The 20,317-nt window shown below is 73.3% G+C and carries 20 protein-coding genes; 5 read left to right on the top strand and 15 right to left on the bottom strand.

Annotated elements, in window-relative coordinates:
* Window positions 1-33: 33 nt before the first annotated feature.
* A complete protein-coding gene (locus ACWC9T_RS08680; protein WP_449820310.1) occupies window positions 34-429 on the bottom strand; it encodes a winged helix-turn-helix transcriptional regulator in 396 nt (131 codons plus the stop codon).
* An 89-nt stretch (window positions 430-518) separates the two neighbouring features.
* Here ACWC9T_RS08680 and ACWC9T_RS08675 point away from each other — a divergent pair, with 89 nt between their 5' ends.
* Complete coding sequence (locus tag ACWC9T_RS08675) at window positions 519-1,082, top strand: GNAT family N-acetyltransferase (protein WP_449820309.1); 564 nt, start codon at window positions 519-521, stop codon at window positions 1,080-1,082.
* Here the strand turns inward: ACWC9T_RS08675 and mycP are convergent.
* The 4 genes from mycP to ACWC9T_RS08655 all read right to left on the bottom strand — a co-directional run bounded on the left by mycP (window position 1,076) and on the right by ACWC9T_RS08655 (window position 5,168).
* Window positions 1,076-2,308, bottom strand: a complete 1,233-nt coding sequence (mycP, locus tag ACWC9T_RS08670; protein ID WP_449820308.1) for a type VII secretion-associated serine protease mycosin — start codon at window positions 2,306-2,308, stop codon at window positions 1,076-1,078. The two genes, ACWC9T_RS08675 and mycP, sit on opposite strands and share 7 nt — an antisense overlap.
* Before the next feature lie 142 nt (window positions 2,309-2,450).
* Entirely contained in the window at window positions 2,451-3,887 is a 1,437-nt protein-coding gene (locus ACWC9T_RS08665) for a PPE domain-containing protein (RefSeq protein ID WP_449820307.1), read from the bottom strand.
* 32 nt (window positions 3,888-3,919) lie between these two features.
* Entirely contained in the window at window positions 3,920-4,366 is a 447-nt protein-coding gene (locus ACWC9T_RS08660) for a hypothetical protein (RefSeq protein ID WP_449820306.1), read from the bottom strand.
* A 97-nt stretch (window positions 4,367-4,463) separates the two neighbouring features.
* Window positions 4,464-5,168, bottom strand: a complete 705-nt coding sequence (locus ACWC9T_RS08655) for an endonuclease V (protein ID WP_449820305.1) — start codon at window positions 5,166-5,168, stop codon at window positions 4,464-4,466.
* 200 nt (window positions 5,169-5,368) lie between these two features.
* Between ACWC9T_RS08655 and ACWC9T_RS08650 the strand changes: the two genes are divergently transcribed.
* Window positions 5,369-5,611, top strand: a complete 243-nt coding sequence (locus ACWC9T_RS08650; protein WP_449820304.1) for a hypothetical protein — start codon at window positions 5,369-5,371, stop codon at window positions 5,609-5,611.
* 31 nt (window positions 5,612-5,642) lie between these two features.
* Here ACWC9T_RS08650 and ACWC9T_RS08645 read toward each other — a convergent pair whose 3' ends face one another.
* Complete coding sequence (locus tag ACWC9T_RS08645) at window positions 5,643-6,323, bottom strand: RDD family protein (protein ID WP_449820303.1); 681 nt, start codon at window positions 6,321-6,323, stop codon at window positions 5,643-5,645.
* Between the two features lie 114 nt (window positions 6,324-6,437).
* Window positions 6,438-7,772, bottom strand: a complete 1,335-nt coding sequence (locus ACWC9T_RS08640) for an RDD family protein (protein ID WP_449820302.1) — start codon at window positions 7,770-7,772, stop codon at window positions 6,438-6,440.
* A gap of 417 nt (window positions 7,773-8,189) precedes the next feature.
* Between ACWC9T_RS08640 and ACWC9T_RS08635 the strand changes: the two genes are divergently transcribed.
* On the top strand, window positions 8,190-8,606 hold the full coding sequence (locus tag ACWC9T_RS08635) for an SsgA family sporulation/cell division regulator (protein ID WP_449820301.1): 417 nt from the start codon (window positions 8,190-8,192) through the stop codon (window positions 8,604-8,606).
* A 152-nt stretch (window positions 8,607-8,758) separates the two neighbouring features.
* Here the strand turns inward: ACWC9T_RS08635 and ACWC9T_RS08630 are convergent, their stop codons facing one another.
* The 4 genes from ACWC9T_RS08630 to ACWC9T_RS08615 form a co-directional block, all read right to left on the bottom strand.
* Window positions 8,759-10,162 (bottom strand): glycosyltransferase 87 family protein, encoded by a 1,404-nt coding sequence (locus ACWC9T_RS08630; RefSeq protein WP_449820300.1) that lies wholly within the window; start codon window positions 10,160-10,162, stop codon window positions 8,759-8,761.
* 226 nt (window positions 10,163-10,388) lie between these two features.
* Entirely contained in the window at window positions 10,389-11,990 is a 1,602-nt protein-coding gene (locus tag ACWC9T_RS08625) for a glycoside hydrolase family 18 protein (protein ID WP_449820299.1), read from the bottom strand.
* Window positions 11,991-12,186: 196 nt separating this feature from the next.
* Window positions 12,187-13,596, bottom strand: a complete 1,410-nt coding sequence (locus ACWC9T_RS08620) for a sensor histidine kinase (protein ID WP_449820354.1) — start codon at window positions 13,594-13,596, stop codon at window positions 12,187-12,189.
* Between the two features lie 17 nt (window positions 13,597-13,613).
* Window positions 13,614-14,318 (bottom strand): response regulator transcription factor, encoded by a 705-nt coding sequence (locus ACWC9T_RS08615; RefSeq protein WP_449820298.1) that lies wholly within the window; start codon window positions 14,316-14,318, stop codon window positions 13,614-13,616.
* A gap of 144 nt (window positions 14,319-14,462) precedes the next feature.
* On the opposite strand from ACWC9T_RS08615, the gene ACWC9T_RS08610 reads away from it, so the two are divergent.
* Complete coding sequence (locus tag ACWC9T_RS08610) at window positions 14,463-14,996, top strand: hypothetical protein (protein ID WP_449820297.1); 534 nt, start codon at window positions 14,463-14,465, stop codon at window positions 14,994-14,996.
* Between the two features lie 27 nt (window positions 14,997-15,023).
* On the opposite strand, the gene ACWC9T_RS08605 is transcribed toward ACWC9T_RS08610, so the two are convergent.
* The gene (locus ACWC9T_RS08605; protein WP_449820296.1) at window positions 15,024-15,566 is read right to left on the bottom strand and encodes a VOC family protein; all 543 of its coding nucleotides are present in this window, start codon (window positions 15,564-15,566) and stop codon (window positions 15,024-15,026) included.
* Window positions 15,567-15,758: 192 nt separating this feature from the next.
* Between ACWC9T_RS08605 and ACWC9T_RS08600 the strand changes: the two genes are divergently transcribed.
* Entirely contained in the window at window positions 15,759-16,316 is a 558-nt protein-coding gene (locus ACWC9T_RS08600; protein WP_449820295.1) for an Lrp/AsnC family transcriptional regulator, read from the top strand.
* 37 nt (window positions 16,317-16,353) lie between these two features.
* On the opposite strand, the gene ACWC9T_RS08595 is transcribed toward ACWC9T_RS08600, so the two are convergent.
* The 3 genes from ACWC9T_RS08595 to ACWC9T_RS08585 form a co-directional block, all read right to left on the bottom strand.
* A complete protein-coding gene (locus tag ACWC9T_RS08595; protein WP_449820294.1) occupies window positions 16,354-17,160 on the bottom strand; it encodes a S16 family serine protease in 807 nt (268 codons plus the stop codon).
* Window positions 17,161-17,230: 70 nt separating this feature from the next.
* The gene (locus ACWC9T_RS08590) at window positions 17,231-17,881 is read right to left on the bottom strand and encodes an IclR family transcriptional regulator (protein ID WP_350739323.1); all 651 of its coding nucleotides are present in this window, start codon (window positions 17,879-17,881) and stop codon (window positions 17,231-17,233) included.
* A gap of 372 nt (window positions 17,882-18,253) precedes the next feature.
* Window positions 18,254-20,086, bottom strand: a complete 1,833-nt coding sequence (locus ACWC9T_RS08585) for a DEAD/DEAH box helicase (protein WP_449820353.1) — start codon at window positions 20,084-20,086, stop codon at window positions 18,254-18,256.
* Between the last annotated feature and the right edge of the window lie 231 nt (window positions 20,087-20,317).

The following is a 20,317-nucleotide window of genomic DNA, read 5'->3' as shown; positions in this document are numbered from 1 at the left end:
GCGACCGCCGAAATGCTGCCAGGCGTTCCCGGGTCAGCGGTCGTCGCGCTCGTACTCCAGCCGGGCCGCCAGCAGGCTGTCCAGGTGCTCACGGCTCCACGCGCACACCGCGTCCATCGGACCGAGCAGCGTGCGGCCCAGCGGCGTCAACGCGTACTCGACCCGCGGCGGGTTCTCGGCGTACTCGGTCCGGGCCACCACACCGTCCTGCTCCATCGAACGCAGCCTTGGCCACTCAGCCGCCCTCGACCTGCTGCACGGCTCCCCCGCCACCCTCGACTGGGTCGTCGTCACCCCGCCGATGACCTCGACCGCACCGCCCCCGGCACCGGCCACTACCGGGTCGGCGGCCCCCAGGTCCTCGGCCCCCGCATCGCCCAGGCCGACCTCGCCGTCGCCGTCGTCGACGAACTCACCGCCCCGGCCCACCACCGGCAGCAGATCGCCGTCGCCGAACAGCCCCTCGACGCGCGGTAATTCCCTGTACGAACCGGGCGCCGCCGGGCATCCTGGGCGCCATGCCGAGCGATCTCTCCGCCCTCTCCGTGAAGCCCGTGCTCCACGGCCCCAGCGTCCGCCTCGTCCCTCTGGACGCCCGGCACACCGACCCGATGTGGGAGCTCTGCGTCGACCCGGAGACCAACCGCCTCACCGGCACCCGCACCGCCTTCACCCGCGACCAGATCGAAAACTGGTGCACCACCCGCCCCGACCAGCCCGACCGGCTCGACCTCGCCGTCGAAGACCCCGCCACCGGACGCTTCCTCGGCGAAACCGCCCTCACCGACGTCGACCCCGACAACTCCTCCGCCGACTTCCGGATCGCCCTCACCCCCGACAGCACCGGCCGCGGCATCGGCACCCAAACCACCCTCCTGGTCCTGCGCCACGCCTTCGAGACCGTCCGCCTCCACCGCGTCCACCTGGAGGTCTACGAGTACAACGAACGCGCGGCCCGCGCCTACCGGAAGGCCGGCTTCACCCTCGAAGGCCGCGCCCGCCAGGCCCACCACTGGGACGGCCGCTACTGGGACGTCCTCCACATGGCCGCCCTACGCGACGACTGGCTCGCCACTCAGTGACCGGGCCCGCCGTAGGGCGGTTGCTGGTAGGGCGGCGGCTGCGACCACACCCCGGCTGCGGCCGCCGCGGCCTCAGCCGCCGCCCGCTTCCGTCGCCGGGCCATCAGCACGGCGGCCACCGACGCGCCCAGCACCACGGCACCGGCGGCGGCTGCGGCGATCACCAGGCCGGTGCTGTCGCTGCTCCCGCTGCCGGCATCCCCTTCGGGGACCACGGGCTCCACGGAGGGCTCGTCTGTCGCGTCGTCGTCGTAGCCCGGCGGGGTGCCTTTCGACTCGGGCCGCTTCACGAGCGGGTTCTCCTTCGGCCCGTTGTCCACGGCGGGGTTCGCCTCCAGCGCCTTCGCGGGCGCGACGGTTCCGTAGCCGTAGTGATTGTTGGGCACCACAGTCCCGTTGGCGGGAGGGGTGGCCGTCTTGATCATCCGGTTGATCACCTGCCCGGCGGACAAGTTGGGGTACTTGGAACGGATGAGCGCGGCGGTGGCGGAGACGTAGGCAGTGGCGTCGGAAGTACCGTCCCCAACCGCATAGCTCGTCGGGGACTTCGCCGAGGCGTGATAAATCCCCACACCGGGTGCGATGAGCGTGGTCTCGGAACCTGACGTGGAGTCCTCCCAGACAACTCCCTTGGAGTCCGCTGCCCCCACGGCCACCACCCCTGGGAAGCCTGCCGGATACCCAACACCGTCGGTCTTACCGTCGTTGCCCGTACCCGCTACAAGCACGACATCCTTGGAGACCGCGTATGCGACAGCCTTTCGCGACTGCGAGTCGAACCGCGACCCCCCGGCGATGGAGAGATTGATGACCTTCGCCCCGTTGTCCGCCGCGAAGCGGATCGCCGCCGCGAGATCGTTCTGCTCAGGAATGGGGCCACCGTCGCTCGTCCGCACCTTCACCGGAAGGATCTTCGCCTTGGGGGCCAGACCCATGACTCCGTCCTGCGAACCGTGGCCGTGCCCCGCGATCAGGCTCGCCATGCCGGTGCCGTGGCCATCAGTGTCGATGCGCCCGTCCGATTTGGTACCTGAGAAGTCGGCCCCTGGAAGGACCTGCCCGCTCAGGTCCTGATGCTCCGAGTTCACGCCGCTGTCGACCACCGCGACGACGACACCGTCGCCCTGGCTGACCGGCCAGACCTTGGCATCAGCCTCGAAGGTCTTCAGAGCCCACTGCTTGTCCCTGATCTGGTCAGCGGATGCCGCCGGTGCGGCGACGGCCAAGACCAGTGCCCCAGCGGCAAGGACCGCCGTACCACGCGCCAACAGGCGGCTCGTCAAACCCGGTCACCCCACTCAACGAGGCATCCCGCAGATCACCGACCTGCGGGATGCGATCAGATCACCCGTCCGTTTACGGACGGCCTCATTCCACCACGTTCGGGTTCGCCGGCTTCTCCGACGCCCAGGTCTCCTCGTCCTCGACAAGGTAGTCGGGCCGCTTGCCGTCCTTCCCCCGGCCCTTCTTGCGACTCTGTGCCTCGCTCATCGGCATGCCGGGCGCCATGACGCCTGTGCCACGGGCTCCGAGTTCGGCGCCCATCCGGCTCCGAGCCCCCAGCCCGGATCCGCCTTCCGTGAAGGCTTGCTTGCCGCGTGCTCCGGTACCGGGCGGCGTCGTCTCGCGGACAGCTCCACCAGGCCGGGCCACAGAGCCGCCTCCCTGCTTGCCACCGGGCGCCGGACGGCCCCCGGCTCCGATTCCCGGATAGACCTCGCCACCGCCGGCGCTGACGGCTCGGCCCCCGCGTGGGCCCGAACCCTCCACCGGCACCGCGCCGCCGCCGGGGAACTCCTTGCCGCCGAATCCGGCCTTGCCCTGCCCGAAGCCGGGCCCGACCGGGGTGCTCTGCATGGTCGGTCCCGAAGGACTGGCAGTCGTCTGCCCACCGCCGCCGGCGATCAGTCCGCTCGTCGGCGCCGTCGACGGTAGGCCGTTCACGCCGGACGTCTGGGTCCCGGAGGTGACGGGGCCCGGCACGCTTCCGCTCGGACGGGGCACTGGGTTGCCTGAGACGCCCGCATCGGGGCCACGACCGGCTGCGGCCGACTTCGGCGGGGCCTGCGCCGTCCCTCCCTTGATCCCCGAGTCGGTCGGGACGGCCGAGTTCCTGGACGTGGAGCTTGCCGTCATCGGAGGCTGCGAGGCCTTGGGCCGCTGCGGAGCGCTGACAGCCGCCGACCGCGCCGACGTTCCCCCGGCTCCGAAAGAGGCTCCCGAGAACACCGCGGCCGTCACGGCCGCCGCGGCGTTGCTCGGGTCGTCCTGCGATCCCGGATCAGTGGGATTCTTCTCGATGCCCTTGTAGGAAGGCACCGGCGGAGCCTTCAGCGCCGGCGTCGCGATGCGGTAGTGCATCGCCAGGGTCTGCATGACGGCCGCCGCCTCGGCCTTCTTGCGGTCGGCGATCTGGATGTGCTCGTCGTCGGTGCTGAGGAAGTCGTCGACCTTGTCCTTGAGTTTGTCCCAGTTGCCGGGTTCCTCGGGCATGTCGCGCTTGGCCTTGGCCATGGCCTCGGACATGTTGTGGAGGGTGTTGGCCGCGTCGTTGGCGTAGGCGGCGGCCTCGTTGATGCTGGAGGCGAGGCTGAGCATGCTGGCGTGGAAGGCGTTGCTGGTGGGGCCTTCCCAGGAGGTGGCGGCCTCGGTGCTGACGTTGGTGAGGGTCTTGCGGATGTCCTTGAGGGCGGTCGCGGCCTTGCGCCAGGGATCGCCGGCGGCCATGACCGCGCCGGGGTCGAGGGCCTGCGCCATCTTGCGGAGCTGGGCGTGGCTGTATTTGGTGAAGTCGGTGTAGACCACGGGTGGTTCCCCTCCGTTCGGGTCGCGGGCGGCTAAAGGGTGGCGTTGCCGCGGTTGGACGGGACGAGGCTCTGCTTCTGCTCGTACGCGACCTCGCTGGTGGCGGAGGGGTCGGCGACCGACCAGCCGTCGTCGGCGAGCTTGAGCTTCTTGGCCACGTGCTGCTCGTGTTCCTCGTAGTTGGTCGCGGTGAGTTCGGCGCTCTTCTGGGCCTCGTCGATGGCGCCCTGGAGCTGGTTGAGCACGTCGCGCAGCGCGTCCCGCATGCTGCTGTAGCGGCCGTGGATCTCGGTGGCCTCGGCGAAGGTGCCGAAGGCGTCCTTGCCGATGCCGCTGAGCCCGTGGGTGTTCGTACCGTTCGCGTCCTTCTCGAAGGTCTTGAGCAGCAGCCGCACTTGGCCTGCGAAGGTGCGGAGTTGTTCGACCTCGACCCGGTAGCCCTGTCCGTTTCCCCCGGTCGAACCGGTCCCTGCTCCCACTTCGGCGCCTCCCCCGTGCGTCCGTCCCCTGCGGCCGGAGCCGGGCCCCGGTGTCTCATGTCTAACACACCGGGTCCGAATTCCGCCCGGGGCGGGGTCAGTTCGGGGACGTCCGGGCGCGCAGGGCCTCGGCCAGGGCGCGGCGGCAGAGGGAGTCGGCGTGCCGGGTGGTCTCCGGCAGCCGGTAGCGGCGGGCGAGGTCGAGGGTGGTGCGGACGGCGGTGTCGAGGCCGATGCGGTGGCCGACCGAGACGTAGACGGGTTTCACGCCGGGGCGGGTGCGGACGGTTCGGCCGACCTCCTCGCCGGTGGCGGGGTCGGTGAGCGGGGTCGAGGAGCCGCGTTCCGTGTCGGGTTCGCGGTGGGCGAAGGTGAAGGGGGTCTTGGCGACACCGAGGGTACGCAGCCCGGTGAGGACGCCGAGGTGGCTGGCGAGGCCGAGGCGGCGCGGGTGGGCGAGGCCGTAGCCGTCGCAGACGACGGTGTCGGGGGTGCGGGTGAGGGCGGCCAAAGCGTCGAGGACGGCGGGGAGTTCGCGGAATGCGAGCAGTCCGGGGACGTAGGGGAAGGCGATCCGCCCGATGGCGGTGGCCTCCTCGACGACGTCGAGGGTGTCCCGGTCGAGCAGGACGGCCGCGGCGACGACGAGGTCGTGGTCGTCGTCGTACGCGACGTCGACCCCGGCGATCAGCCGCTCCTCGGACCTGTCGTCGTCGTCGACGGCCTGCACGAGCGGCCGCAGTCGTTCCTGTTCGGCGAGCGCCTGGGCCTCGGTGGTGGGCCAGTCGGCGGGGATGGGCACGGTCGGTTCCCCCGGTCTGCGCGGTGTGGACGGGCTCCACCGTACCGAGGGGCTCGGACGACCCCGGGGTGAGCCCGTGCGCCCCCCGTGCCCCCGATCCTGCAGGTTAGCCTGGACTTACCGAACTCCCCTGCCGGGTAGGACCTTTGGAACCGGCACAACTCCCGCCCGTTTCCCCCGACGTGCGAAGGGCCCCCGCCATGCCGCGTCCGTCCGCTGCCCAGTTCTGCCTCGGCTCGTTCACCGTCGTCGCCACCACGGTGGCACTGCTGGCCGTCTCGGGCGCCTCGGGCGTCCTGGAGGTCGCGGTGCTGGTGGCCTTCGCGTTGGCGCTCGGCACCGTGGTGACGGTCTCGTTGTCCGTGTCCTCCCGCCCGGCCGGCCCTGCGGAGGGCCCCGGCTCCCCGGCCACTGCCGGACGCGAGTACGCCCGGCAGCGCTGATCCGCCGCCGGGCGTCGTCCCGCCGTCGCGTTCAGACCTCGGCGGTGACCACCACGGTCTTCGCGGCCTTGTCGTGGATGCACTGGCGGAAGGGCCTGTCGAAGACGCCGAACATCCCGTCGATGAGCCACCACAGGGCGGCGCAGCAGAGCACGGCCGGGAGGATGAAGACGGCTGCCCGGGTCCAGGCGGCGGACTGGGTGGGCGGGTTCCCGTCGACCAGCATGGCGACGCGGACCTTCGTCGCCTTCTTGCCGAGGGTCTGGCCGTCCCGGCTGAGCATCAGGCCCTCGTAGATGAGGTAGATGGCGCAGCCGAGCCAGAAAGCGCTGGTGGAGCCATTGCGCGTGCCGAGGTCGGCGAAGGGTCCGACGATGACCACGCCGATGGCCTCGACGAGGATGAGGTCGATGAGCCGGGCGAGGATCCGCTTGGGCCAGGTGCCGATCGGCGGCATCCCGGGGACGGGGGTGCCGTACATGCCGGGGCCGGTGCCGTAGCCGGACGGGGGCTGGTCGTACGGCTTCTGACCGTGGTCCGATCCGCCGTAGGTGCCCCGGTAGGCGCCGGGGCCCTCGGCCGGGGCGCCGGGCGGGGTCGGGCGCGGCGGTTCGCCTTCCGGCGTGCCGCCACCGGGGTACGGGGGCCGCTTGCCGAAGGAGGGCTTACCGCCCCCCTCCGGCTGGGGGCCTGAGGGGTCGTGGGTGCTCATTCCCCGAGTAGAACATCACGCATTCTCGACACTTAGGACATTTTGTCCGTTTTGCCGCCCGGGCCGGAGCGGCCTCGTCGCAACGTCCCCCCGGCGACGACCCGCGCTGCGGCCTCAGCCGCGGACCACCCGGGTCCGGGCCGCCCGGTCCTGCCAGCCGCGCCGCGCCGGACGGTCGAACACCGGCCACACCAGGCCGAGCAGCAGCACCAGCCCGAGCTGTCCGACCGTCCAGCGCAGCAGCGAGCGGCCGAGGCCCAACCGGGATTCACCGGGCTGGGCGGCGTCCACCACTCGGATCCGGGCCAGCCGCTTGCCGAAGGTCTGGCCGGTCCGGGCGATCGGCAGCACCTCGTAGAGCAGGCTGACGAACACCAGGATGCCGAGCAGCACGGCCAGCTTGCCCACCACCACGCCGTCCACCAGCCAGACCTGGACATGGCGACGGGTGAGGAAGCTGGCCATCTTGGCCCGGTCGAGCTTCTGCTGGAGGTGGTCGGCCACCGAGCGGCCGAGCGGGATCCCCGCGGCGACGGCGACCACCAACAGCACCCCGGTGTCCACCGCCCGAGCCGCCAGCCGCCGCCCCAGCCCGGCCGGCACGGCGGGGGCGGCGGACCGACGGCGGACGGCGGCCTCCCGGGCCGGCCGAGCGTCGGGCAGCGGAGCAGCGGGTACGGGAACCAAAACCCGGGTGGGCGCCGGAGCGGGTACGGACCGTACGGGATCGGGCGCGGCCTCCGTCGCGGCTTCCGCCGCGACCTCCCCCTCGGCCGCCGACTCGCCCTCCGCCCCGACCGCCGGCACCGGCACTGCGGCAGCCACCGGCGTCGGCAGCTCCCGCACCGTCACCGCGATGGCGGGCGCGACTGCGGCGGCCACCTCCACGGCAACGGGAGCGCGCTCAGCCTCCGCGCGCCCCTCCTCCGCCTCGGGCGCCCCCGGAAGCACCCCCCAGGAGACCCAGCGCGGCGCCCCGCCGGTCTCCATCAGGCCCTGCTGCGTCCGCGGATCGGCCTGCCAGCCGGACGCCCCGGGGGCCTCCTCCGCGGCGGGCTCGACGGTGCGGAACACCGGCCCGCCGATCACCTCCGCGGCCCGCGGCCCGACCACGAACGACGCCCCGCCGGCGGTCTGGTCGAGGTAGACCGGCCCGGTGTCGGCGGAGGTCTCGGCCGGGCGCGACGGCGACAGGGGCGAGTGCGAGCGCGCCTGCGGCACCGGCGGCGGCACCACCCGCGCCGCGGCCACGTCGGGGGCGGGCCGCCGGGCGGCGAACCGGGGCGGCTGCAGGACCTCGCCCTCGGCGGGCGCGGGGCGGCTGGTGCCCGGCACCCAGGCCGAGCCGCCCCAGTACCGGACGAAGCCGGGGATGGAGGGGTCGGGGTAGTAGCCCGGCTCGGGTGCGACGGCCGGGTCGCCGTCGGCGGCGAAGGGGCGGTCCGTCATGGCGGTCTTCTCTCCTGCCAGGTCCCGACGAGGGCCGATGGGGGGTCGGGACGGTCGGGACGGGTCGGAACAGGTCTCAACGCAAGCCACGGCGGCGCGCCCGGCACACCCGGGGCGCTCGGCGCGCGCGTGGGGGCGCCGGCGACGGGCGGACAGTCGCCGAACAGTCACAAAGGGTAGTACCTCGCTGGAGTGGCGACGGGAAGTTGGCGAATCCTCGGACAGCGGAGGGCCACCCGGGGTAAGGGAACCGGCGCGCGGCAGGTGCCCGCGCGCCGCGCCCCCGGCCGTCACCACCCCTCAGGAAACTTCCCGAAGAAAACCCGGAAACGTGTGTAAGAGCCGGTGTGCACCGCCCTCTCAAAGGTCACAGGGCCCGGAACCGGGCACGAACCGAAGGCAGAGAGGAAGACGATCATGGACCGCCCCGTCAGCGTCGTGGAGCACGAGCTGGAGCTCAACCTGGTGCTCTCCCCCGAGCAGAGCGTCCCCGTCCCGGCCCGACTGACCTACGGCAACCACGACCCGTACGCGGTGTACATCACCTTCCACCTGGACACCGGCTCCCCGGTCACCTGGGTGTTCGCCCGCGAGCTGCTGGTCGAGGGCACCTTCCGCCCGTGCGGCCAGGGCGACGTGCGGATCTGGCCGACCCGCTCGGGCCGGCGCAGCATCCTCTGCCTGGCGCTCAGCTCGCCCGCCGGGGACGCGCTGCTGGAGGCGCCGCTGCCGGCCGTCGCGGCCTGGCTGGAGCGGGCGCACCGGCTGGTCCCGCCGGGCAGCGAGCTGGCCGCGCTGGACATGGACGGCTCGCTCGCCGAGCTGCTCGCGTAGGCGTGCGCCGCAGCGTGCACTGGCGCGTGCGGGAACAACGCACCCGGGAACAACGCGTCCAGGCAGACCACCCGGAGGAACAACACGTGCCGCAACAACACGTGCAGGAACAGGCCCGGGAACCGGGCAACAGCAACGGCGCCCCCGCCGGCTCAGCGGGCCGCGGGGGCCTGCTGACGACCGCGGGTGGCGTCCGGGCCGCTGTCGCCGCTGCGCTGTCCGGGCAGCCGGACCAGGGGCGCGCCGGCGGACCGCCGCCGGGCCCTTGTCCGGATCGCGGCGGCGAGCAGGAAGCAGAGTCCGACCCACGGATAGATCGAGGTGGGCAGCTGGCGCAGGGGTGACATGTGGAGGACGGCCGGGCCGAGCGGCTTGGCGGCCCACATCGCGAAGGACAGGAAGGCGACCAGCGTGGCCCAGAACGCGGCCCGCCAGCGCAGCCTGCGCACGCCCGCCGGGCGAGCGTGCTCGACGGAGGCCTCGGCGGCGAGCAGGACGAGCACCGGCACGCACCAGACCCAGTGGTGGGTCCAGCTGATCGGTGAGATCAGCACGGCCGTGACGGCGGCGCAGCAGACGCCCCAGGCCTCGGCCCGGGGCAGCCAGCGGCCGCTGCGGGCGGCCCAGGCGGCGACGGCGAGGCCGGCCAGCGCGACCAGGCCGGCCCCGAGGGTGGCGAGGATTCCGGGGTCGGCGGTGTGCAGCAGGCGGGCGAAGGCGCCGCGCAGCGACTGGTTGTCGACGATCTCGGTCTTGCCGACCCGGGAGGAGTCGTAGAGGTACTTGGTCCAGAAGCCCCAGGTGGCGTCGGGCAGGAAGAGCGCCCCGATCAGGAAGGTGCCGAGGAAGGTGAGGCCGGCCGTGAAGGCGGCCCGGACCCGGCCGGTGATCAGCAGGTAGACGGCGAACAGGCCGGGGGTGAGCTTGAGGCCGGCCGCGATGCCGATCGCCATGCCCTTGCTGCGGTGCGCGTCCGAACGGGTGAGGTCCCAGAGGATCAGGCAGGCGAGGGCGAGGTTGATCTGGCCGTACCGGAGCGTGGTGAAGACGGGTTCGAGCCAGACGCCGAGGCCGGTCACCAGGACCACGCCGATCGGTCGCAGCTCGCGGCGGGGCCAGCCGACCAGCTTGAAGGACAGGTGGGTCAGCAGTGCGAGCAGCCCGAGGTTGCCGAGAGTGATCGCCACCCGGAGGAAGGGGACCGGGAACCAGGTGGTCGGGACGAACAGCATCGCCGCGAACGGCGGGTACGTCGCGGGCAGGTTCCACTCGGTGACGCGCAGCGCGTACAGGTCGGTGCCGTTGGCGACGGCGGCGCCCTCGGCCCGATAGACGATCATGTCCACCATCGAGGTGTGGACGAAGTGGCGGACCACTGCGTACACGACCAGGGACAGCAGGGCCAGGGCCGAGGCGGCCAGCAGCGGGCGGCGGGGCGCCTCGCGCAGCGCGCGCGGGGGGGCGCCGAGCGCGAGCCGCAGCCGGTCGGACAGTGGGGCGGACGAGGGATCGGGTACGGTCCGCACCGGGCTGCGCTCGTCTTGCACCGCTGTCACTGTCCACTCCGTCCACCGCTCGGCCAACCAGCGACGATACCGGATGGCGCCGGACCCGGCCTGGGCACGATCAACTACGCAGCGTCATAACGCGGGCCGAGCTGCGGAACAGTGACGCCCCGGCCGCCCGTGCCCGGCTGCGGGCTGAGCACGGACGTCCGGGGCCGACCAGGGGGCCTGTGGGACGAACAGGGGCAGGGTGAACAGGGGCCCGGGGGCGGGGGCCTCAGCCGGTGTAGCCGCCGAGGGTCCGGGTGAAGTCCAGCGGCTGCTGGACGATGCTGCTGCAGGTGGCGTCGGCGTAGCCCTTGGCGCCGCCGTCGCAGGCCTTGTCCCGGGTGCCGGACCACATCGCCAGCCAGGCCAGGTGCTTGGTCGCGGCGAAGTCGGCGAGCTGCTTGGCGTCGGCCACCGTGAAGACCTCGCTGGCGACGTCGTTGACGCCGATCATCGGGGTGACCGCGACCTTGCGCCAGGCGGCCGCGTCGTCCAGCCCCAGCACGCTCTTGACCTGGGCCTGGGTGGCGGTGGCCGCGGCGATCGCGTAGGTGCCCATCCGGCCCTGCGGGTTGGGGGCGACGCCGTCGCCGAAGTCCATCGCCATGATGTTGACGGCGCCGATCGCGACGCCGTTGGCCTTGGCGTCGGCGACCAGGTTGACGCCCTCCTGGGTCAGGCCGGAGGGCAGCGCGGGCAGGGTGAAGGAGACGTCGAGGGCCTTTCCCCTGGCGGCGGCGTTCTTCTGCAGCTGGGCGACGGCCTGGGCGCGCCGGGTGTTGGCGGCGGCGTTGGCGATCGCACCGCCCTCGACGTCGAAGTCGAGCTTGGTCACCCCGTAGGCGTCGACGGCCTTCTGGTACGCGGCGGCCAGGTCGGCGGTGGAGTCGCAGGCTAGGGCCAGCTCGCTGCCGTTGGCGCCGCCGAAGGAGACCCGGACGTCGCCGCCCGCCGCCCGCAGGGCGCCGATCTGGGCGGCCACCGCGTCGGCGGACAGGTCGCTCACGCCGCCCCACTTGGGCGCGCAGCCGCCGCCGGAGACCACGAAGGCCAGGTTGAAGTTCTTCACGCCGGTGGCCTTGGCGGTGGCGGCCAGGTCGTAGGGCGGGTAGAGGGAGGTGTCCACGTACGGGGCGAAGCCGGCCCCGGCACCGGCCGGGGGTACGGGCACACCGGTCGCCGTGGGGGTGGCGGGCTGGCCGGGGCCGGTGGTCACGGGGACCGGCGCCGGGGTGGTGGGCTTCGCGGTGGCGGTCGGGGTGGGCTTGACGGTGGCGGTGGCGCTCGCACTGGCCGAAGCCGAGACCGTAGCCGTAGCGCTGGGAACCGCGGTGGCGGTGGCCGTCGGCCGCCCGGAGGGCGTGGGCACGGTGCCGTCGCCCGCCTTGCAGGAGACGTTGTTGATCAGACAGTTGCCCGGTTCGGCCTGCGCCGCGCCCGCGCCGCGGGCGACGAAGCCGACCACCACGCTCTTGCCGGGCTCCAGCCGCTTGCTCCAGGACTCCGGCTTGACGATGATGTGCTGCCCGTCGGCGGTGAAGGTGGCGTTCCAGAGCGAGTCGATCTTCGCCCCGGCCGGCAGGTCGAAGCTGAGCGTCCAGTCCTCGATCGCGCCGCTGTCCGGGTTGGTGACCAGGTACTGCCCGGTGTAGCCGGAGTCCCAGTTGCTGGTCCGGCTGTAGACGGCGCCGAGCGAGGCGGCGCTGGCCGAGGAGGCGAGCACCACGACCCCGCCCGCGACCACGGCGGCGGCGACCGCGGAGGCCCCGATGATCGCGCCCTTGCGGCTGCGCCTGCGGCGGCCGGAACGGCGGGTGGGCTGGCTGGTCATGGCGCGCTACCTCCGTGTGCCTTCGCCGGTCGGGCGACCGGCGCGACCGACGCTAGCGGCGCGGAAGAGGCCGAAGCGGCGGGCTGAGCATGCGGTAGAACTCCCTTAGGCCAAAGTTAAGGAACGGCCCCGCCACCGCCCCGAGCCGCCCCGCCACCGCCCCGGGCCGAAGGCGAGCGGGCGGGATGACACCGGGTCACTTCGCGAACAGCGCGCCCCGCGAGCGCCGCCGGCCGGCCCGCGCGGGGGACGCCCCCTCCGCCCGGGTGCGCAGCCGCAGCCTGGTCTCCGCGCCGCCGAGGACGGCGGAGCGGCCGAGCGCCAGGTCGCCGCCGGTGGACTCGGCGAGCTTGCGGACGATGTCCAGGCCGAGGCCGGTGGAGCCCTCGCCGCCGTGGCCCTCGCCGCGCGTGAGGGCGGCGGCCGGGTCGCTGTAGCCCGGCCCGCCGTCGCCGACCAGCACGATCACGGAGCAGTCGGTGGCCAGTACGTCCACCGAGAAGGCGGTGCCGACGGGGGTGTGGCGGAAGACGTTGCCGAGCAGCGCGTCGACGGCGGCGGCCAGGTCCGCGCGCTGGACGGGTACCGGCGCGGCCTGTTCGGCGCCGGCCAGCTGCCAGCGACGGCCCTCGTCCTCGGCCAGCGCGGACCAGAAGCCGACCCGTTCGCGGATCACCTCGGCGGCGTCGCAGCCGACCACGACGGCGGGCGCGTCCTCGGGTGCGCGGCGGGCGGAGCGGATGATCTGGTCGACCTCGCGCTCCAGTTGGGCCACCGCGTGCCGGGTGGCGTCGGCCGCGTCGCCGTCGCCGAGCGAGGCGGCGTTGAGCCGCAGCACGGTCAGCGGGGTGCGCAGCCGGTGCGACAGGTCGGCAGCCAACTCGCGTTCGGCGGCGACGAGTTGGATCACCCGGTCGGCCATGGTGTTGAACGCCTGGGCGGCCTCGCGCAGTTCCTCGGGGCTGCCGTCGACCTGCTTTCCCGCCACCGGGACCCGGACCGCGAGGTTGCCGGCGCCGAGCGAACGGGCGGCGGTGGCGAGCCGGCGGGCGGAGGCGACGATCCGGCTGCCCATCCGGTCGGCGACCAGCACCGAGATGGCGACCAGGCCGAGCGCGACCGCGGAGAGCACCAGCCAGGCGGTGGAGACGCCCCGGGTGAGGTCGCTCTCGGCCACGAACACCTCGACCACGGCGGTCCGGCCGGTGTCCACCGCGACCGGCTGGAGCAGCGCGTAGCCGCCGGGCACCGCGACGGTGAAGGAGCGGCCCTGCCCGCCGGCGGTGGCCACGTCGCCGAGGGTCGCGCGCCCCTCGCCGATGGTGGGCCCGTCCGGCCCGCCGCCGGTCGGCACCCCGGTGGGCACCGGCAGGTGCACCGCCATCCGGCCCTGCGCGCCCGCGTCGGTGCTGGCCAGCGCCCGGTTGACGGCGTCCTGGTCGGTGGTGATGGCCAGCGCCGGGCCGAGCGCGGCGGCCTGTCGCTCGGCGGCGGTGAACGCCCGGTCCCGGGCGGTCTGTTGGACCATCAGGCCGAGCGGGATGAGGAAGGCCAGGGCGACCATGGTGGTCCCGGCCACGGCGGCCTTGATCAGGGCCCAGCGCAGCGAGTGCGCGAACCGCTTCATGTCCGGTGCTCCCCGGGGTCCCCGACGGCCTCCAGCCGGACCCCGACGCCGCGGACGGTGTGCAGGTAGCGGGGGTTGGAGGCGGTCTCGCCGAGTTTGCGGCGCAGCCAGGAGAGGTGGACGTCGATGGTCTGATCGCCGCCGTAGGTCTGCTGCCAGACCTCGGCGAGGATCTCCTTGCGCGGCACCACCACGCCGGGCCGGCCCGCCAGGAAGGCCAGCAGGTCGAACTCACGCCGGGTCAGGTCGAGCAGGCGCCCGTCCAGGACGGCCTCGCGCCGCTGCAGGTCGATGGCCAGTCCGCCGACCCGAAGCACCTGGGCGACGGGCGCGGCGCCGCTGCCGATCCGGCGCAGCACGGCGGCCATCCGGGCGCTCAGGTGCTCCCCGGAGAAAGGTTTCACCAGATAGTCGTCGGCCCCGTCGTTGAGCAGTCGGACGATCTCCGCCTCGTCGTCCCGGGCGGTGGAGATGATCACCGGGACGTTGGTCAGCCCACGGATCATCTTGAGCGCCTCGCCGCCGTCCAGATCGGGCAGCCCCAGGTCCAGGATCACGAGGTCACAGCCGACCTGGGCGACCTCCCGCAGCGCCTCCAGAGCCGTGCCCACACTGCGGACCGCGTGACCGGTGTCGGTCAGGTGGCGGATGAGGGCGGAACGTACGAAGGGGTCGTCCTCGACCACGAGCACTGTTGCCATGGGCCTGCACGGTACGCCATCGACGGGCAGTGGTCTGTACCTCGGGGGTGGGCCCGGGCCGGGTCCGGACATCGTGCGACTGCCCTGCCGAACAGCGAGGGTGCCGCCCTCGACGGCCCGGGAATACGGCAGGATGTGCGGACGATGCGGAACGGACTGGTACAGCTCGGCGCCTGGGCGGCGGCCACCGGGGCGGCGGTGGCGCTGTCCTGGCTCGGCGTGCACGCGGTGCTCACCGACGCCGCGTTCGAGCAGCCCGCGGCGCTGCCGCTGCCCTCCCCGAGGGTCGGCGGCACGCCGTACACCGCGACCGTCACCCCCGACCAGCCGCGCACCGCCGCCCAGGACCGGCTCACGCCCGCACCGGCCTCCCCGACCGCCACCGCAACCCGCCCGCCGACCGTCGCCGCCGCCACCCCGACCGCCCGGCGGCCCACGCCGACCGACACCGCGACGTCCACGGTGAAGAGCTACCCGATCCCCGGCGGCCGGGTCGCCCTGGACATCCGCGCCGACCGGGCCTCGCTGGTCTCCGCCTCCCCGGACCCGGGCTGGCAGATGCAGGTGTGGAACGGCGACCAGTGGATGCGGGTGGACTTCACCAAGGGCGAGCAGGCCAACTCGGTGTTCGTCTACTGGAACGGCCACCCGCCGATCGTGGAGACGGCGATCCGCTGACGCCGCGTCACCGGTGTCACCCCGGCGTCACCAGCTCTCGAAGCGCACGTATCCCGGCAGGTACGGCCCGGCGTACCCGGCCCGGTCCACCAGCGTGTGTCTGGTGCCGCCCGGCACCCCGATGGTGGCCAGCACCACCGAGCCGAACCGGTCCCGCACCTCGTACGGCTCGGCCAGCGACAGCGCGCCCCGGTCCACCGCGTAGTCGTACGCGTAGTAGACGTCCGGCACGCTCACCGCGAGGTCCAGCACCCCGTCCCCGTGCCGGGCCAGGTGCGCGGCCAGCTCCCGGCCGCGCGGGCCGGTCACCCGCACCGGCGAGGTGAGCACGATCCGCGTCCCCGGCGCGGAGAGCACGTACGACACCGTCTCCGGCTCGCCGCTCTCCGGCCCGGCGTACGCGGTGCAGCGCAGCCCGAGTGCGGCGCAGTAGTGGCGGGCCGCCCGCTGCGCGTCGGCGACCGCGAGGACCACCGCGTCGGCGCGGCCCATCGCCAGCGGATCCGGCTCCCCCGGCCCCTCGGCCAGGCCCGCGGCGAACAGGACGGGTTCGGCGGCGGTGTCGGTCATGACGGCCCTCCCGGTAGGCGTACGGACCCGCCCCGCGTCCGGGGTGGGGCCCGTGGCACGGGGTCGTGGCTGGAGGGTGGCGCCGAGCCGACCTACGCGCAACCGTTCCGTTTCCTCCTGGTCAAGCTGTGCCCCGGAGCGGGAGAATCGGCGGCACCGCTGTACAGAATGCCCACCGGAGGAGGAGCCGCGATGCCCCCCGCCCACTCCCCGAGCTCCCCCGGCTCGCCCAACTCCCCTACCCCGCAGGGCGTTTCCACTCCCCCGTCGGGCGGCGGGAACGACGCCATCGACGCCCTGGACGGTCGGCTGATCCGGCTGCTGGCAGAGGAGCCCCGGATCGGTGTGCTGGAGTGCTCGCGTCGGCTGCAGGTCGCCCGCGGCACCGTGCAGGCCCGGCTGGACCGGCTGCAGGCCAAGGGGGTGATCAGCGGGTTCGGCCCGGAGGTGGACCCGGCGGCGATCGGCTACCCGGTGACGGCCTTCGCCACCCTGGAGATCTCCCAGGGCCAGGGCGCGGACGTGCGGGCGCACCTGGCGGGTGTGCCGGAGGTGCTGGAGCTGCACACGATCACCGGCATCGGGGACATGCTGGTGCGGATCGTGGCCCGCTCCAACGCCGATCTGCAGCGGGTGATCGACCGGGTGGTGGGCTTCGACGGGATCGTCCGCTCCTCCACCGCGATCGTGCTGGAGAACCCGGTGCCGTACCGGATCCTGCCGTTGGTGGACCAGGCAGCCGCCGAGTAGGACGGTCCGCCCACGGAGAATCGACGACGGCAACCGGTCAGCAGCTGGGGACGCTGCCCCCGCTCCTGAGCGCCTCCAGTGCCGAGACCGACTCGGCGAGTGTGCCGACCGGCACCAGCCGCAGCGTCTTGGGGGTGTTCACCTTGGCGTCCGTGCACTCCTCCTTGGGCAGCAGGAACACCGTGGCGCCGTCCCGGGCGGCCGCCTGGGTCTTCAGCGGGACGCCGCCGACCGGGCCGACGGTGCCGTCGTTGTCGATGGTGCCGGTGCCGGCGATCTTCAGTCCGCCGGTGAGGTCGCCTCCCTTGCCGTCGCCGGCCAGCTTGTCCACGATGCCCAGCGCCAGCATCTGGCCGGCACTCGGGCCGCCCACGTCGCCCAGGTCGACCTTCACCTTCACCTGGTCCGGCGAGAGGTGGAGGTAGCTGAGCGCGGCCGCGGTGGCGCTGTCCTGCGACTCGGCCATCTGCTGGGCCGTCACCTCCTCGGCCTTGGCCGGGTTGCCCTGCGGGTACACCGTGTCGGTCGGGCGGACCGCCTCCTCGGGGTCGAACCAGGCCTGCAGGGCGCGCCAGAGCCTGGTCTTCTGCCCCGGGTTGGTGGCCGAGATGGTGACCATCCGCAGCTCGCCCTCGGTGGTGCGCAGCGGCGCCCCGGTGATGGTGAGCACCGGGTGGTCCTGGTAGGAGCCCAGGGTGTCCGCGGTCAGGCCCGGCCAGGTCAGGGTGTACGGCAACGGGACGAAGGCGGCCACGCCGAACAGCGCGGCGGCCAGCACCCCGCAGAGCGTGAGTGCGCGGGTCCGCGGGGCGGAGAGGGCCTTGGGCAGCTTGGTGTCGGACACAAGGGGAATCCAAACACACCCGGCGCCGCTCCGTGGTTCGCCCGCTCGCCGCCGGCTCGGGGCGGAGGCGCTACCTCAGGGCGTCGGCCACCTCGGTGGCCGCCTCCACCACTCGGGGGCCGACCCGTTCGGGCACCAGCCCGTTCAGCATCACCACGCCGACGCTGCCCTCGATGCCGCTCAGCCCCAGCAGCGCGGCGGCTGCCCCGCTGGCGCCGGACTGCTCCTCCGCACGGGTGATGACGAAGCCCTGCTCGGGTCGGCGCTGGCTGGGGAAGCCGCGGGCCTCCAGGATCGCCCGACCGGCCGCGCTCTCGGTGAGCGGATGGCGCAGTCCGGTCCGGTAGGCGACGTGGAAGTCGGTCCAGCTCGGCTCGACCACGGCGACGGCCAGCGCCTCGTTGCCGTCCACCAGGGTCAGGTGGGCGGTGGCGCCGAGGTCCTCGGCCAGGCTGCGCAGGGCGGGCAGCGCGGCCTCGCGCAGCAGCGGGTGCACCCGGTGCGCCAGCCGCAGCACGCCCAGGCCCACCCGGGCGCGGCCGCCGATGTCGCGGCGGACCAGGCCGTGCTGTTCCAGGGTGGCGAGCAGCCGGTAGACCACGGTGCGGTTGACGGCCAGCCGGGCGGCCAGCTCGGTGACGGTGAGCCCGCGCTCGGAGTCGGCGAGGAGCTTGAGGACGCGGACGCCGCGGTCCAGCGTCTGGGAGGTCTCGGCAGTCACGACGGACATTCCTTTCCGCGGCGCTCGCGGGGCGGGCGGCGCCGGGCCAAAAGGTCGGTGTCGCGCGCAGATGGGGGTGGCCGCGCTCGGGCCGCGCGGTGTCGTCGTTGACGGCCGCGCGGTCCTGCGGAGCCCGTCCCGCGGGGGTTGCCCGGCGGAAGAGCGTGGGGGAAAGGTAGTGAAGGAAATGTCGCGGCGGAAGTGGTTGTCCAAAATTCGGGCGTGATCGTCACCAACGCCAGCCGGAACTCCGGACAAACACCCCCAAGTCGCCAGGTGCAACAGGGCACGAGTTCGACCTCGGTCCGATGTCCGGACACACCGGGGCAGACGGGCCCGGGGCGGACAGGCCCGCCCCCGCCCGCCGGACCGTTACTTCGCCCACTCCCGAATGCGGGCGATCCGCGCCTTCAGCTGGTTGGCGGTGGCCTGCGCGGTGAGCGGCCCGCCGCACTGGCGGCGCAGCTCGTTGTGGATGGTGCCGTGCGGCTGGCTAGTGCGGTGGTGCCAGGCGGCCACCAGCGCGTTCAGCTCCTTGCGCAGCTCGCGCAGCTCCTGGTGGGTGACGACCGGCCGCTGCTCGGCCGGCAGCTCCAGCAGGTCGGCCTCCTCGGCGGGCTTGGTCTTGCTGCGCTGGATCTGGCGGTGCTGGCGCTTCTGCAGCAGCATCTGCACCTGGTCCGGCTCCAGCAGGCCCGGGATGCCGAGGTAGTCGTCCTCCTCCTCGCTGCCCGGGTGGGCCTGCATGCCGAATTCCATGGCGTTGTACAGCACCCGGTCGAAGACCGCGTCGGAGCCGAGCGCCTCGTAGGAGAACTCCTCGCCGCCCGCGCCGTCCGGCCCGTCGTTGGCCCGCTCGGCCTCGGCGAGCAGCCGGTCCTCCTCGTCGAAGAGGCCGTCGCCCTCCTTCTTCGGCCGGTCCAGCACGTGGTCGCGCTGGAGCTCCATCTCGTTGGCGAAGCCCAGCAGCATCGGGATGGTCGGCAGGAACACCGAGGCCGTCTCGCCGCGCTTGCGGGCGCGCACGAAGCGGCCGACGGCCTGGGCGAAGAACAGCGGGGTGGAGATCGAGGTGGCGTACACCCCGACGCACAGCCGCGGCACGTCGACGCCCTCGGACACCATGCGGACCGCGACCATCCAGCGCGAGGTCCCGGCCGAGTAGTCGGAGATCCGCTGCGAGGCCTCGGTCTCGTCGGAGAGGACCAGGGTGACCTTCTCGCCGCTGATCTCGCGCAGCATCTTGGCGTAGGCGCGGGCCACCGTCTGGTCGGTGGCAATCACCAGTCCGCCGGCGTCCGGGATCGCCTTGCGGACCTCGGACAGCCGCCGGTCGGCGGCCTGCAGCACGGCCGGGATCCACTCGCCCTGCGGGGACAGCGCGGTGCGCCAGGCCTGGGCGATCAGGTCCTTGGTCATCGGCTCGCCGAGCCTGGCCTCCAGCTCGTCGCCGGACTTGGTGCGCCAGCGCATGTTGCCGCTGTAGCTGAGGAAGATCACCGGGCGGACGACGTGGTCGGCGAGCGCGTGCCCGTAGCCGTAGGTGTAGTCGGCGACGGACTTGCGGATGCCGTCGCCGCCCGCCTCGTACGAGACGAACGGGATCGGGTTGGTGTCCGAGCGGAACGGCGTCCCGGTCAGCGCCAGCCGACGGGTGGCCGGCTCGAAGGCCTCGAAGCAGGCCTCGCCCCAGGACTTGGAGTCACCGGCGTGGTGGATCTCGTCCATGATCACGAGGGTCTTGCGGGCCTCGGTCCGGTTGCGGTGCAGCATCGGGTTGACCCCGACGCCCGCGTAGGTGACCACGATGCCGTGGTACTCCCGGGACAGCGGTCCGGAGGAGTACGCCGGGTCCAGCTTGATGCCTATCCGGGCGGCGGCCTCGGCCCACTGCTTCTTCAGGTGCTCGGTCGGCGCGACCACCGTCACCTGCTGCACCAGGTGGTTGTGCAGCAGGTACGAGGCCAGGGTGAGCGCGAAGGTGGTCTTGCCTGCGCCCGGGGTGGCGACCGCGAGGAAGTCGCGCGGCTGGGTCTCGATGTACTTGTCCAGCGCACCCTGCTGCCAGGCCCGCAGCTTGCCCGCGGTGCCCCAGGGGGCGCGGCCGGGGAAGGCCGGGGAGAGGTGGTGCGAGCCGACGGGCGCGGCGTGGCCGACGGCCCGGACGGGCTCCAGCGTCTCCGGTACGTCGGAGAACAGCGGCATCGAGGAGGCGGCGGCAGTACTCACGGTCTCCGAGGGGGATCATCGCAGGTCAGAGGCGGTTTTGCGGCCCCGTCCCGCGGTCGGGCGGCGATCGGACAACCCGCCCAGCCTACCGGCCCCGCCGCCGTTCGGCCGCTTCGACCCGAGTTGGCGCACGGCCGGGGCGGCCGGAAATCGACGTGACGCAGGTCACGTCGAAGCCCCGTCGAAAGCGCGTAATGGCAGGCCGCC

The organism is Kitasatospora sp. NPDC001159 (assembly GCF_053598235.1).
The sequence above is the reverse complement of the archived record's forward strand: the minus strand, read 5'-3'. Positions and strand labels throughout refer to the sequence as shown.

What these genes read in the sequence shown, in the direction of transcription:
- ACWC9T_RS08640 (WP_449820302.1), bottom strand. Translation starts at nt 7,772, where the DNA reads ATGACGGACCGCCCCTTCGCCGCCGACGGCGACCCGGCCGTCGCACCC.
- ACWC9T_RS08605 (WP_449820296.1), bottom strand. Translation starts at nt 15,566, where the DNA reads ATGACCGACACCGCCGCCGAACCCGTCCTGTTCGCCGCGGGCCTGGCC.
- ACWC9T_RS08650 (WP_449820304.1), top strand. Translation starts at nt 5,369, where the DNA reads ATGCCGCGTCCGTCCGCTGCCCAGTTCTGCCTCGGCTCGTTCACCGTC.
- ACWC9T_RS08610 (WP_449820297.1), top strand. Translation starts at nt 14,463, where the DNA reads ATGCGGAACGGACTGGTACAGCTCGGCGCCTGGGCGGCGGCCACCGGG.
- ACWC9T_RS08645 (WP_449820303.1), bottom strand. Translation starts at nt 6,323, where the DNA reads ATGAGCACCCACGACCCCTCAGGCCCCCAGCCGGAGGGGGGCGGTAAG.
- ACWC9T_RS08635 (WP_449820301.1), top strand. Translation starts at nt 8,190, where the DNA reads ATGGACCGCCCCGTCAGCGTCGTGGAGCACGAGCTGGAGCTCAACCTG.
- ACWC9T_RS08600 (WP_449820295.1), top strand. Translation starts at nt 15,759, where the DNA reads ATGCCCCCCGCCCACTCCCCGAGCTCCCCCGGCTCGCCCAACTCCCCT.
- ACWC9T_RS08615 (WP_449820298.1), bottom strand. Translation starts at nt 14,318, where the DNA reads ATGGCAACAGTGCTCGTGGTCGAGGACGACCCCTTCGTACGTTCCGCC.
- ACWC9T_RS08625 (WP_449820299.1), bottom strand. Translation starts at nt 11,990, where the DNA reads ATGACCAGCCAGCCCACCCGCCGTTCCGGCCGCCGCAGGCGCAGCCGC.
- ACWC9T_RS08675 (WP_449820309.1), top strand. Translation starts at nt 519, where the DNA reads ATGCCGAGCGATCTCTCCGCCCTCTCCGTGAAGCCCGTGCTCCACGGC.
- ACWC9T_RS08585 (WP_449820353.1), bottom strand. Translation starts at nt 20,086, where the DNA reads ATGCCGCTGTTCTCCGACGTACCGGAGACGCTGGAGCCCGTCCGGGCC.